This is a genomic window from Gluconobacter wancherniae NBRC 103581 (assembly GCF_007988885.1).
GTDB classification, from domain to species: Bacteria; Pseudomonadota; Alphaproteobacteria; order Acetobacterales; family Acetobacteraceae; genus Gluconobacter; species Gluconobacter wancherniae.
In genome coordinates this window covers 119,918-133,448 of the sequence record NZ_BJUZ01000002.1, presented here as the reverse complement: position 1 = coordinate 133,448, position 13,531 = coordinate 119,918, and the positions used below count along the sequence as shown (strand labels likewise).

The window sequence follows — 13,531 nt, the reverse complement described above, 5'->3', positions numbered from 1 at the left end:
TGCTCTGCTGACAAGACAGAGCAGCTGCGTCTATTGGATGTAAATATCGCGCCTTTCACAACAAACCATTTCAAAAAAGCCCCCGGCCACAATGGAGTTTTCCGTGCCGTCCCCAGATCCTGACCTGCACAATCCGTTACGCCGCAGTTTCGTAAAAGGCCTGCTCGGAACCACATCTTTCTGGATGCTGGGAGGCCACGCACTCTGGTCTCAGGCGTTGGCTGCCGAAGCGGCACGTACCTATAGCCCAACATTCCTGACCGCTGATGAATACCGCTTTCTAGATGCCGCATGCGAACGCATCTTGCCAGATGACCATAATGGGCCGGGAGCCCATAAACTTGGGGTCGCCGAATTCATAGATCGACAGTTGCAGACGCCTTACGGGCATGGGGACAACTGGTACATGTCCGGCCCCTTCGTGGAAGGCCCAGCAAATCTGGGCTATCAGCTTCCATTCGTACCACGTGACCTTTATCGCAAAGGCATCACAGCAGCGGACGCTTATTCCAAACAGCAGCATGGAAAACTCTTCGCAGACCTCCCGACCGATGCACAGGACGCTATCCTGACAGCACTCGAGGGTGGCTCGGTAAAACTCGGAGAAATCCCGGGGCGCGTTTTCTTTGAGCAACTTCGCACAAACACTCTGGAAGGCGCTTTTGCAGACCCCATTTACGGCGGAAACCGCGGAATGGGTGGGTGGCTGATGGTTGGTTTTCCAGGCGCACGGGCAGACTTCATGGACTGGGTCAATCAGGACGGCGCAGCATATCCGATCGGGCCAGTTTCGATCTCCGGCGAAACAGCCTGACAATAGACGGGAATTGAGTGTGAAACACGCAGACGCCATTGTTATCGGAGCAGGCTGGGCAGGCTCCATTCTTGCCAAAGAACTGACCGAAGCCGGACTTTCCGTCATTATGCTGGAGCGTGGACCAGAGCGCAGTACGGCCATTGAAGGAGCGTATCCGGACTCAGTCGACGAGCTACGTGGCGCAATCCGTAAACGGCTCTTCCAGAACCTTTCCCAGTCCACGCTGACTATCCGTAACACGATAGACCAGACCGCTTTGCCATATCGCCAACTTGCCGCCTTTCTTCCAGGAGAAGGCGTTGGAGGCGCGGGCCTCCACTGGTCTGGATGTCATTTCCGGGTTTCACCCGATGACCTGCGACTCCGCAGTGCAGTTATCGAAAAATATGGTGAGAAATTTATTCCTGAAGGCATGAATCTCCAGGATTATGGTGTCTCTTACGCAGAGCTCGAACCATTTTTCGACAAGGCTGAAAAAGTATTTGGAACGTCTGGTGTAGCTTACACAATCAATGGGAAAGTTACAGGAAACGGGAACGTTTTTGCGGCGGATCGTTCCAGTGATTTTCCGCTACCACCAATGCAAGATACATTTTCTGCGCAGACTTTTCGTAATGCCTGCTCCGAGGCCGGTTATCATCCTTATGCAATGCCCGCAGCGAATGCATCGCGTCCTTACACAAATACGTATGGCTGCCAGATGGGCCCATGCAATTTCTGTGGATATTGCAGCGGCTACGACTGCTACCTTTATTCCAAGGCTTCACCAAATGTGAATATTCTGCCCGCACTACGGCAGGATCCAAACTTTACGCTCATCGCTAATGCGCATGTTTTGCGAGTTGATCTGGACAGCACAAAAACCAAGGCTACAGGAGTTACCTACCTGGAGACACTCACGAAAAAAGAAGTGTCTCTATCTGCCGACTTGGTAATCCTGAGTGCTTTCCAGTTTCATAACGTGCATCTGATGCTACTGTCCAAAATTGGCACGCCATACGATCCGGTCAGCAATACGGGCACCATTGGCCGTAATTTCGTATACCAGACCATCAGTTCATCACGTGTCTGGTTGCCACCATCAAAATATACCAACCAGTTTATCGGTGCGGGTGGCGCAGGCGTTGCAATTGACGATTTCAACTGCACAAATTTCGATCATGGACCGCTTGGATTTATTGGTGGCTCTCCTGTCTGGGTCAATCAGGCAGGAATGAAACCAATTGCCGCGGCGGGCGGCGCGGGAGGGGGAGGCGCTCCACGATGGGGCTCAGCCTACAAAACCGATCTCGTAGAAACATACAAACATTCACTGGGCATTGATGCACATGGCAGCAACATGGCGTATCGGGATGTCTATCTTGACCTCGATCCAACATGGAAAGACGCTTACGGACAGCCACTTTTACGTATGACATTCACCTGGAAAGACAACGATATCAGGATGAATCAGTATGTCGTAAGCAAGATTGCCCCAATTGCTAAAGCCATGGGAGCGACGAAGACCCATTTGGTTCACCTTAATCAGGGTCAGCCTTTCGATACCAGACATTACCAGACCACACATCTAGGTGGTGGAGCGGTCATGGGAGAAGATCCCAAAACAAGCGCTCTGAACCGATACCTACAGAGCTGGGATGTCTCGAATGTTTTCGTTATCGGATCGAATGCTTTTCCTCAGGGAATGGGTTACAATCCAACAGGGGCAGTTGCTGCACTGGCTTATTGGGCGGCCCATCACATCCGGACCACCTACCTGAAATCCCCTGGCCCACTGGTGAAGCTATGAGAAGACTGCTTTCTTACGTTCCGGTTCTTGCCGCGCTGACGCTTGGAAGCACACCAGCCTTCGCACAGACGGACAGGGATGCCCTAATTAAAGAGGGGCGCTACGTTGCGGCCGCTTCAGACTGCGTCGCCTGCCACACTGCGCCGGGGCGCCCGGCATATAGCGGTGGCATTGCCTTTACCCTGCCGATCGGGACGATTTACTCAACAAACATCACACCTGACCCCAATCACGGGATTGGAAAATATTCGGAAACCGATTTCGCACGCGCTATACGCCAGGGCATTCGCCCCGACGGGTCTACACTGTATCCAGCGATGCCTTTTCCATCATATGCCCGTCTGACGGATCACGACATACATGCGCTTTACGCATATTTTCATGATGCCGTAAAAGCCGAGCCTTTGGCAGCACCGGAAAACAAGGTGTCGTGGCCGCTATCAATGCGCTTTCCACTAACATTATGGCGTTGGGCTTTCGCCCCTGCTCCCTCCGCAGCACGCAATACGACACTTCATCAATTTTCTGATCCGACACTCACCCGTGGCGCTTATCTTGTCGAAGGGCCGGGTCATTGCGGAGCGTGTCACTCACCGCGCGGAATCAGCATGCAGGAAAAGGGCCTGACTGCGGCAGACGGTTCCTCATTCCTGTCTGGAGGAGCAGCAATCGACGGGTGGGTTCCTCCATCGCTGCGACAGGAAAACCGTACTGGTCTTGGGCGCTGGAACGAAGATGATATCGTATTATTTCTCAAAACGGGTCGTAACAGGCAGGGGGAGAGCTTTGGTGGAATGTCTGATGCCATCAAACATGGCACTCAGCATCTCAGCGAGGGCGACCTTCATGCCATGGCAAAATATCTACTGGTATTGAAGCCTGCAGACACGAAACAGGCCGACTGGGTTTACAACACACAGACAGCGTCCAGCCTGCATAAAGCTGACTTCTCTGAGCGTGGTGCCAAAATCTACATAGATAATTGTGCCGCGTGTCACCGCACTGATGGTAAAGGCTATGCAGCCGTTTTTCCACCACTCGCTGGCAATCCTGTTTTAATGGGAAAAGATCCCGCATCTCTGGTCCATATTATTCAGAGTGGCGCAACGCTGCCAGGGATGGAGGCTGCCCCCTCTGCGATCACAATGCCTGATTTCAGAAATCGCCTGACAGATCAGCAAGTAGCAGACGTTGTGACGTTTATCCGTCATGCCTGGGGCAACAACGCACCAGCCATTTCGCAGGAGGACGTCGCAGCCCTGAAAAAGACGATGCCCGAACGTAATCTAAGTAACGAAGCAGTACCATTGAACTGATTTATATCGCCCCTGTGACAACATAAATGTAACACAGGGGCATATCAGCCTCTCAAGCGAGTTCCAGGACTACAACGACGCCAGCCCCACCTGCGCCACCAGCAAGTGCAGTACTATTGTTTTCAATATTAAAAGTTCCTGAACCACCGGCACCTTGACCGCCCGAAGCTCCCGACACACCGCCCGGCATCTGTGCCCCCCCCGCTCCAAACGCGCTTGAGGCACCCTGCCCTCCGGTGCCAGATTGTACGCCGAATGCAAGAGACACTCCCCCGCATTCGCCGGCACGCGACACAATGGGTACAGCTCCGCCCGTTACAACTGGAAGCGCCGTCGATTTACTTCCCTGAGACCATATCGGGGTAACAACACCTGATATCGTTCCTGGAACGCCACCAGAACAGTTTACCCAGCTTCCAAACGAACTGTTTCCTCCCGTAGCACCATCACCTGGAATCGCAGCTCCACCCACACCGACCGTAATTGGAATGCTTTGCGTAGCCCCGACACCGGGAATCCAAGCCGCGGCAAAAGCGCCCGAACCTCCACCCGAACCCAAACCCACCTGACCAGCCCCAGTGGCTGGGCTACCATAACCAGATGCGCCTCCACCCTGAACAATCACGATAACGGACTGCGTTCCTGCAGATGGCGTATAATTATAGGATCCCGCACTCCAGAACCCGGCAATATTTACCAAACGCCCGCTCGCGAATTTTGCCAATGATGCAAAATTCAAAATCTGCTGAAGGTTTGATCCATCTGGTGTCGGTGTCGTTGGCTGCCCGGTCAGAGCAGGAGACTGAAGAGGAGCAAGCTTGGGAAGAGGAGTTGGGAAAACACCCTCCATCGCCGTGACTGCAACAGAAACAGCAGTGGTAGCACCAAGGGGAACAGATATACGATACAATGGTAATATATACCCATTATCAGGCACTACTGGTGCTGCCGCGGCGATAACGAAAGAAATAAGTCCTGCTCGTCTGGTTGGGAGTGATCCACCACCGTTTGAAGCGCCTGCAAGCGTCTGATCAGGATTGGAAGCGTTAAAAAAAGGAAGGACTACAGTATCCGTGTCCTGCTCCTGGCAAACGGCATAAAGCGTGAAAATGCTCCCTGCATAAGGAATTGCAACGCTTTGATCTGTAGTACTGACATACTGACACATTACCGCAGTGTTGTCTGCGACAAGGCCACCTCCCAGCCCCCCCACTGAGGCACCATCGAGCACCCCCGGGGCCAGAACAGAGCCTCGACCAATAGTAACGGATAAACTGTTCGCCGAAGGAACGCATACTAGGCCGCAAGCGACTGCAGATTGTGATCCAAAAGTAATTTCTGCAAGATTTCCCAACCCAGCCTTTGCGTATCGGCCCGCACGAAGAAGATCAGTATCCAGAGGTATAGAGCCCGCATAAACAATTGCCCGGTCCATTAATCTTCAATCCTTACCCAAGCTGCCACACCCATCGCCGCACTCTGTGCAACCGCTTGGAAAATAGCGTTATTATCGGAATTTCTTCCTGACACCGTTTCCACAAAAAACTGCCCCCCTTGGAGGCTTCCATATCTCAGCCCCGAAGTGCCGTACCCATACCCCCCTCCCATGGACGGCGCGGCGACTGCCCCCAGCGCGTGACAATCCGCAGCATTCGTAGGTTCAATAATAATCGGCTGACTGCCGGAGATTTTCTGCACTGCAGCTTCTACAGCGGCACGTGTATTACATTGAGCAACCAGGGATTGCGCAACGCGCCTGCGATATCGAAGGTCACTCTCATTTACGGAGCGAGGGAGCCCGGAAGCGCCAAAATAATCCTGCGCAGCCATGTCCAGAAAGGCACCACTCATCGTGGCCAAACGCATCTGGGACTGACACTGCACCAACAAAGTCCACGCTCCAGAGAGTATGGAGCCAAAGCCAAGCAATATCGCAGCCAGTACTGGCGCAGCTTCAGTCGCTCCGTCGTCAGGAGGCGCAGGGAACCAGCCTGTTGGCAGCAGACGTCTAAGCCGGAAAGCAAAATCCTCCGCTGAACCTGACACAAGCCCCGTGTCTAAAAGGACCTTGCCATCAGTGGCCTGCAACGAAGCATTATCGATGCCCTTTAAAAGCGCCATACATCAGCCTCCCGTCTGTGCTGGCGTCATGAGCGGAATACGATAGTCATCTCCATTAATGCTGATGTGCAAAAACCCTCCTGCAGCGGTTCCCGGTAGCGTCGCACCGGAGGCTGTGATCGGCGAAGTAATCTGCAGGGCGCCCCCCGTCCCGGGATAAAGCCCCAGATTGGCTGAGCCATTTTCGCCAGCCTGCGCATAAATTCCTGCGGCCTGTGCGCCTGCCCCTGGCTGAATGCTCAAAGTATTTGTCGGCGACTCAATACTGGCAATCGAAAAAAGTGGGCCACCATCAATATTACTGAAAATGATTGCATCATCGCTAAAATCCTGACGAACGCCCTTGGAACGCTCTGTCACAGTCGACCGGATAAAAGCCCCCACATTCAGACCAGCAACCCCTGAAACTGTCTCCGGAGTGTGCCATTCGACCGCATGATTGCGGCTCATGGAAACGGCTGAACCATAGCCTGTATCATTTCCATCAGTACCCGAAAGGGAACTTGCCGAGAAAATTATTCCCGTCTTCCAACAAGTCGGGTTCGAAACAAAAACAATACCAGCTGCAGCGTCTGAACTACCTGAAGTCTGCCCTCCACCAACACCAAGTTGTATCCCGTAAACACCTCCCCCAATATTTGGAGCGTATGGTGTTGACGACCCAACCGCCTCCCCGCCCATATTGACAGCCTCAAGCTCCATGGCAAACGTAGGCTGGTAATCGACACCAGATAGCCTCCACGCCTCTCCGTAATAAGCATATGCCGTTGTCGTCGTGGGGTTAGCGGTCTCATCGGCAATGCCCCAGGAGGCAATTCCAATCGAACTTGGTTGAAAGCCAAGAACGGTCTGAGCCGACTGAGCATCTGAAGTACGCGATCCTGCAACAAAAGCACTGCTACCATATCTGGCTAGAGACGCGCATTGTGCCCCTTGCAATGCCCATGGCCCAATCGTCGTCTTTCCCATAATCGTGGAAAGCCAATCATCCGACGAGGAGGCTTCGCGGTCGCTCAGGGCAGGATTATCAGCAGCCACTCCAACCAGAAGTCTATCTGCCATTCGGCTGATATGCGCGCCTTGATCCTGATAAAATTCGCCGCTGGGACTCGAGGTAACGGGAACACCCGCCACCTGCGCCGCCGTAGCATTAATCGTTCTTTGACCGCTGGCGTCTGCCAGCACCAATATTTCATTACCCGTCAGACTACTTGCCTTCGGATACGTATTGAAAGCAGGCATGACCTCTCCCTGCGCGTCATGACACGACGAGCATAATTTTAATTATAAACAACCTGTATCGATATTGTGCCAGGTACGAGGGCACGGCTTCCATTAGCCTCAATATCCGCCTGTCCTCCATTTAGAAGAACATCCAGAACAGACACTACAGACACTCCTGCGCCGACATAAGCCAGATATGAAAGCCGACTATAGGCGTACCCACCTCCAACCGTCGCAGCTTCTATATCACTGGAAATAGCGCGCTGAATGGAGAGCGCCGCGGCATCTATGTCCGTAGCAGCAGGAACAGTCACAGTCATGGAAACGTTCATGACAAGCACGGAGGGGGCCTGGACACAAAAACCCACTCCAAGAGCACGAACACTATCTATAGCACTATAGACTTCTGACAAAAGCGAAGCCGAAGGTGCACCACTTCCATCATTTATTACGGCAGTAAAATACCCTGATCTTGTAGAGCCATCTGCAGCCTGCCCATTTCTCAATGACTGGCTAAGATTAGACTGGACACCAGAAATTGCACTCCCGATAGCCGCCGAACTGGCGGTAGCCTTAGCCGCTAACCATAACGGAAATCGCGCACGCAACTGTGCATCGCTTTCCTGATCAGAACCATTACTGAAAACATTTTCATTCGTAACCGTATCAATACCAGAAATACTCGTCCCCATCAGGCAAATCGCACCTGACGCAACATTTCCTGTACTTCCGCTAACATTCGCTGATACTGGTACCGAAATAGATTTTGTACCCGAAAGCCTTACATATCCATCATCAGTCACAGACCAGTATGACAGGCTGGCATCCTCTACTACTGAGAATGAAACACCTGATACTGTACGGACCACAGCACCAGGTGGAATAACGGCAGACTGTCCATCTGGCGAGAGCGAACTCATCGTTACAAACCCACTGGCCGGACTTCCCTGAAGCCGCGTCATCCCGAAATCATTGACGAAACTATCGCAATCCACGCCTGTGGACGTCGAAAGGCGTGTCCGCAACAATGTTTGCAAAACAAGATACTGCAACCACAGACCAGTGCCGCTTACGGCTTCCATCAGCGCACGACCGGGAGAACCGACGGACATATCAACCAATTGGGTACAAGAAGCCTGTGCCGTCGCAACGGCTGTTGAAACCGTCGTTGCGAACGACCGAAGAGAGAGAGACATCGTATTACCCCGGCAACGCGCTTGATAGCGCAGGTCCTGTTATCAAGAAGAGAAATTCAAACTCGACCGCATCCCACTTTCCGCATCGACATACGAAATCGTGCATGTGCAAACGCCAGAATTTTCAGGTACAACCGCAACAGTTACTGGCTGGGCAGCATCGACTCCAATATCCTGGCGAACCTGAGCTGTAATTATTTCCTGGATGACACCAGTGGATATTGTTTGCCCAACCATAGCTGGCAAACCCGCACCGTAATCATTCTGCCAAATATAATCGCCAGATATCGTCAGAAGACGACGCAGCAACCTTTGTCGCGTTTTTTCGGCTCCATCAATCAAAACTAAGCTTCCCGATAAAAGAGGAAAATCTTCCCCCATCACATGCGAGATGCTTTTCATCCTGTAGGACCCTCCGTTTTCTGTGATCCAACAAGATGAAAATGTTCATTCAGAGAATGAAGATCCGTTTTTACGTCCCCCCCAGATACCTTAAGCCCACCAGCCCCTAACTCCAGAGAGACATCGCCAGAAAAAAGACGAATCAGATCATTTCCAATGCTAAAGCCCGCATTTCCCGCACCGCCAAAAAAACCCTGCGACGTAATATGCCACCAACCGCCACCATCTGTCGGTGCACCCGCCAACCGTCCGTCTAATGGAGGAGCTCCACAACCGGCCATAACCAGCATTTCACCTGCCTGAGCAACTACTCCAGTTATAGGAGACACAGGCGGTTTCACCACTGTGTCAAACACGATTCCAGTGACGACAAAATGCTCCCCATCACCTTCCACAGGCTGCAAAACCACATGTGTTCCGACTGATGAAGGGTGTGAGACACGTAAACTCCCCGCCTGCACACCGCACGCATCAGGAATCCAACCCGTTTCAAGATTATCTGGCTGAATGCGGACTTTTACAGCGTGATTCACAGGATCAACAGCCGACACTATACCAAATAGGGAATGTGCAGTTCTGTTTGTAAATGACGCTACATCAAAACCAACATCATTCATGCTACAGGCACCTCCCCCCTATTTCGCAGAACCAATTCCTGCAAAAAACCTTCCTCTAGCGAAAATCGAGAGATTACTTGATCAATCGCAAGAGGATTTTCCCAGTAACCATCCCCAAGCCGCAAGAAATCTCGTGGCCTTAACTCCGATCGCCCCGGTAATCTCACATACCCGGACCGCACATGCGCGGCGATACGGGCGTATTTTCCCACTGCAAATCTTTTGAGGTCTTCAAGGCGTCTACCTGGCAAACGAAACCCATGAACCGAACGTTGGTCTTGTGGTCCAGTAGAAGAAAATGAATTTCCATCGTAATAGATTTCAGTCGCACTGCGTTGACGACTATCCCAAGACGCAACATGCACGACAAAACCTCTATCCGCCTGCAAGTCTCGTCCAAAAGATCGAGAAAGCACAGTACCTCGAACATCATGAACAATTGCCTGATTTCCATCGGATGAAAGCACTGGGCTACAGACGATTGTCTTTCCATCTGCATAAAGATCACACCCGGCATCCCTGGAGATCATAAAAGCCACATCTGCGGCGGTTTGAAACCGATGGTGGGAAAGAAGCGAAAGCCTTTTATGTTCAATTTGCCAGAACTGACCTGTCATAATCGAAGCAGATTCAGGGGGAAAATCAATCTGAGCAGTCAAACCCGCCGCCTCTATCAAAACCCGCAATAACTCCTCACCCGTATGATTGATCCATGAATCTTGAACTCTAAGATCCATTAAAAAAGCCAATGCATCCCGGCATTCAATTTCCAGCAACCCCTTGTCAGGAAAATACTGAACATGATCAACCTGACCATCAAAAAAGCGCTCCCATTCGGAAGCTGCGACGACTGCATCACGCATTTCAAGCACAAAACTGATATTCTCAGTTGTATCCTGCTCAAACCAGAGAGTGCCAGAATTATCGATTTTTGTAGTGTCAATGGCAAACACAACAGATGCAACGTCGCATGCTTCGTAACGGCTGGAATTCACCTCAAAATTTTTAACGTAAAATCCAGAAATAACATTCCCAGCCACCAGAGCACGAATTTCCGGCCGTCTGACAGACATTACTCGCCCTCCACAGGAATTCCGATGGAGCCAGATGGCTGCGCTGAGGGTAAAGAAATTTTAATCGGCATCCCGATCCAGCCTAGTTCAGGGTCAGCAAGATCATTCAATTCCGCTATTCGCCACCACTGACAAGCATCCCCCAAATAGCGTGCAGCGACATGATACAGAGACACATCGGCTGCAGTTATCCATATCTCCTGCATCTCCCCCCCATTAAAAAATAGCTTTTTAAATGCTTTTCGCTCCCTCAAGCACAGCCTGAGTTCGCCCAACCAGACCTTCAGAATCTACTGCGGCACTCAATAATGCAGCGTTCCCAGAAACAGCGAGAAAGCTCTGAGAATTGGTTATGTTAATATTATCAACATTCAAAGAACACTGATCAATAATAGAATTCAAACCAGCCTTAGCAATTCCAAGACTGTTAGAAATTCCTGATAATGCAGAAGGAGTATTTGCTAAATTACTTCCACTCTGCGCCACACCATTAACCACCTCAAGAGCATTTGAAACCCCCGCAAATGCGCTGCCCGCTCCTATCATCGTAGCAAGCGGCGTAACCTGCCCAATAATTGTTCCAACCTGCCCTGCAGCGGTAAAAATTCCTGTTGATAGCTCAGAAACTGTGTCGCTCAATCCTTGCAAAGCAGAAGACGTGTCTTCACCCAAAAACTCCGAAAGAGAGGTCGTGCTTTCCCCATTTTGTTCACCTTCTGCCGGACGCTCAAGCGTAAGAATATAACTGCAAAGAGCACCTTTCGCTTCATAAGTGTACACGAACTGTACAATCCAAACTTGAAGAGAAAGTCCTGCAGCAGAAAATGAAACCTGCTCACCCGAGATACGCAGCCGCTCTATTTCCTGTGCACGGGACTGAGCATCCGGGCCAAAAAAACGTCCTCGAAGTTCCAGTCTCCCCGGATCATTGCCCAAGGCATCAATAATTTTTCCACCTCCAGGAAGTCTATGAACAACAAGCATTTGCCGCCCACCAACCTGCAGCCGATCAGGAACCTCTATCCCCGTCAGAACCAGACTTCCAAGAGTAACAGGAGAAGAAGAAGCACTATGCCCAATCGCCCCTATGGCATTTTCAATGTCAAGCAGCCCGGTTGCCACAAACAAAGCCTCCTTCAACCAGCCCCGACGCTCCGGCCAGGATATTGCATGTGTGCGATCTCATCGAAGGCCCCTGAAACTCGTCGCGCCCGTAACCTACTTTCTTTGGTGCTCGCTAAAACATCTCCCAATTTCCCTTGCATGTAAGCCGGAGGCGATGCCCGAACCAATGATTCATGCACACTTTCTTGGGCTTGCGTCGCTTTTCGCAAACTTGACGTATGATCAGCCTGATACACTTGATTATTAGCCGAGTGACAATTTAAAGGCGGTACAACATTAAAGCCTTGTTTCTTTTTTTCGAGCCCAATGCCTTTATCAGAATATTTTTTATGGCTGGATAAAAAGCTTTTTCGACTCATCTTATCCACTCGAACAAAAGATGCCTTTTTAAAAAAACAAGCGCCAACACTAGGAAACGAAAAACCAAGCCCTTTCTGATGAGTGGGCATAAAGGATTTTCTTATCGTATTCTCTTTTTGATTTTCCTTCACAGCAAACGAAGATGAAATGTGCGAATTTCGCCATGAAGTATCATTTTTTATTTTCCGAAGCAGGGGCGTCTTATTTCGGAAATTTTGATGTTTAGAAAAATTGGATGAATTTTCCTCAGCACTCTGTGTCTTATGCCCCCCCCCCGAATTAGATACCGGAATAGTAGTCTGCTTCTGAAAAAAAGGGACTAAGCGCATCTTACGATCACTTGGCTCTACATACCTCGCAGGAATAAATTTTTTCACCTTTCTGGAAAACAAAATTTTACGTCCGCGAACCCTTTCCACTTGCTCCTGTTCATCAAAAATAGAAACCGGACCTAAAGCGCTTGAACGTTTTTTTTTCCTCGGAACAAAAACACCTGAGTTTTTGGTATTTTTACGAAAAAAAGACCGCCTCGTTTTTCTCGCAAGCATAATAAACGAGTGCTTCGCTATATTTTGAATCAAGGCAGGGCATCCCGATATCGTCTGGCATTCCAGTCAAAAACATGCCCGTCTCGCTCGCCTGTAATAACGCAAGCTGCCATGCGTCGAGCCTTCGACCATTTCCTGAGAACTTCCCATGGCACCCCATGATCCAGAAGATATAATATCTCCTGAAAAACAGAGTGCCTGCTCAGTTTTTTGCCGTGTCCACCACGCCTTCATCAGAATCAACATCAAAAATCGGCTGGAGCGCTAGAATACCCTTGTTTCCAATCCGTCGGCCAAGTTCGCGGATCTCTTCTTTAGTCACGGGCATCTGCACAGGAACATTATCAATCGCACAAACAGAACAGATCATCTCAGCATACCCAAGCCAGGCGCTGGCTGAAGCGCCATTGACAGCTGATCCCGCAGCTTCGATCAAATCCAGCATGTCAGCGGGGTCAATCTCCCTCAAAGCAAGCTTATGACCATCGGACGTCATGATTTCATCAGGAAATGCGCTCACGAGATTCTGGTCCTTGTAGACGCGAAGAAAACAACATTCTGATGAATCATATGGTCAGACTGCCAAGGGTCAGTCTTCAACTGCATGGAAACATTAGTATATTCCCAGGTACTCGTCGTACCATCCGGCTCGCGCACATATTGATAGATAGTGCCACTTCCAACAGTTCCTGCATTCCAGTACGCCGCCTCAACAGACGCAATCAAATTATCCAATGCAGCATTTGCGCGTGCAATCTGAAAAGTACCGCGCCAGCCATTGGGCATATTAAATTCAACAGGCACACCATTTAACGGACTGGCTCTTAAAGCCTGGGTCTCCTGAGCGGCGGAGAAAGACGTCACATCACGCAGATCAATTCGACTACCGTTCCAAAGAACCGTAATCCGGCAATCGCGCCCAATGCTATACGGATTTGCCATA

The 13,531-nt window shown here is 50.7% G+C and carries 14 protein-coding genes; 3 read left to right on the top strand and 11 right to left on the bottom strand.

Going from position 1 to position 13,531, the window contains the following annotated elements; all coding sequences use genetic code 11:
* Positions 1-184 precede the first annotated feature (184 nt).
* The 3 genes from GWA01_RS07690 to GWA01_RS07680 are packed head-to-tail and all read left to right on the top strand — an operon-like array spanning position 185 to position 3,922.
* Positions 185-814 (top strand): gluconate 2-dehydrogenase subunit 3 family protein, encoded by a 630-nt coding sequence (locus GWA01_RS07690; protein WP_371858441.1) that lies wholly within the window; start codon positions 185-187, stop codon positions 812-814.
* A gap of 13 nt (positions 815-827) precedes the next feature.
* Positions 828-2,606, top strand: a complete 1,779-nt coding sequence (locus tag GWA01_RS07685; RefSeq protein WP_146795872.1) for a GMC family oxidoreductase — start codon at positions 828-830, stop codon at positions 2,604-2,606.
* Positions 2,603-3,922, top strand: coding sequence for a c-type cytochrome (locus GWA01_RS07680; RefSeq protein WP_146795869.1), 1,320 nt, complete (start codon positions 2,603-2,605; stop codon positions 3,920-3,922). Before GWA01_RS07685 ends, GWA01_RS07680 begins: the two co-directional genes overlap by 4 nt.
* A 52-nt stretch (positions 3,923-3,974) precedes the next feature.
* Here the strand turns inward: GWA01_RS07680 and GWA01_RS07675 are convergent, their stop codons facing one another.
* From GWA01_RS07675 to GWA01_RS07620, 11 genes are all read right to left on the bottom strand, one after another.
* The gene (locus tag GWA01_RS07675; protein WP_146795866.1) at positions 3,975-5,357 is read right to left on the bottom strand and encodes a hypothetical protein; all 1,383 of its coding nucleotides are present in this window, start codon (positions 5,355-5,357) and stop codon (positions 3,975-3,977) included.
* Positions 5,357-6,043, bottom strand: coding sequence for a hypothetical protein (locus GWA01_RS07670; protein WP_146795863.1), 687 nt, complete (start codon positions 6,041-6,043; stop codon positions 5,357-5,359). The genes GWA01_RS07675 and GWA01_RS07670 overlap by 1 nt, the downstream gene beginning before the upstream one ends.
* A gap of 3 nt (positions 6,044-6,046) precedes the next feature.
* A complete protein-coding gene (locus tag GWA01_RS07665; RefSeq protein ID WP_146795859.1) occupies positions 6,047-7,285 on the bottom strand; it encodes a hypothetical protein in 1,239 nt (412 codons plus the stop codon).
* 38 nt (positions 7,286-7,323) lie between these two features.
* Positions 7,324-8,463 carry a baseplate J/gp47 family protein gene (locus GWA01_RS07660; RefSeq protein ID WP_146795856.1) on the bottom strand — a complete coding sequence of 380 codons (1,140 nt, stop codon included), beginning with the start codon at positions 8,461-8,463 and terminating at the stop codon, positions 7,324-7,326.
* Between the two features lie 42 nt (positions 8,464-8,505).
* The gene (locus GWA01_RS07655; RefSeq protein WP_146795853.1) at positions 8,506-8,865 is read right to left on the bottom strand and encodes a phage tail protein; all 360 of its coding nucleotides are present in this window, start codon (positions 8,863-8,865) and stop codon (positions 8,506-8,508) included.
* Positions 8,862-9,482 carry a baseplate assembly protein gene (locus tag GWA01_RS07650; protein ID WP_146795850.1) on the bottom strand — a complete coding sequence of 207 codons (621 nt, stop codon included), beginning with the start codon at positions 9,480-9,482 and terminating at the stop codon, positions 8,862-8,864. The genes GWA01_RS07655 and GWA01_RS07650 overlap by 4 nt, the downstream gene beginning before the upstream one ends.
* Complete coding sequence (locus tag GWA01_RS07645; RefSeq protein ID WP_146795847.1) at positions 9,479-10,555, bottom strand: hypothetical protein; 1,077 nt, start codon at positions 10,553-10,555, stop codon at positions 9,479-9,481. The genes GWA01_RS07650 and GWA01_RS07645 overlap by 4 nt, the downstream gene beginning before the upstream one ends.
* Positions 10,556-10,786: 231 nt before the next feature.
* Entirely contained in the window at positions 10,787-11,677 is an 891-nt protein-coding gene (locus GWA01_RS07635) for a hypothetical protein (protein WP_146795841.1), read from the bottom strand.
* 14 nt (positions 11,678-11,691) lie between these two features.
* Positions 11,692-12,588: a hypothetical protein gene (locus GWA01_RS07630; protein ID WP_146795837.1), complete on the bottom strand. Its 897-nt coding sequence runs from the start codon at positions 12,586-12,588 to the stop codon at positions 11,692-11,694.
* A 202-nt stretch (positions 12,589-12,790) separates the two neighbouring features.
* Entirely contained in the window at positions 12,791-13,108 is a 318-nt protein-coding gene (locus tag GWA01_RS07625; RefSeq protein WP_146795833.1) for a hypothetical protein, read from the bottom strand.
* The gene (locus tag GWA01_RS07620) at positions 13,105-13,530 is read right to left on the bottom strand and encodes a hypothetical protein (protein ID WP_146795830.1); all 426 of its coding nucleotides are present in this window, start codon (positions 13,528-13,530) and stop codon (positions 13,105-13,107) included. The genes GWA01_RS07625 and GWA01_RS07620 overlap by 4 nt, the downstream gene beginning before the upstream one ends.
* Position 13,531: the final 1 nt, after the last annotated feature.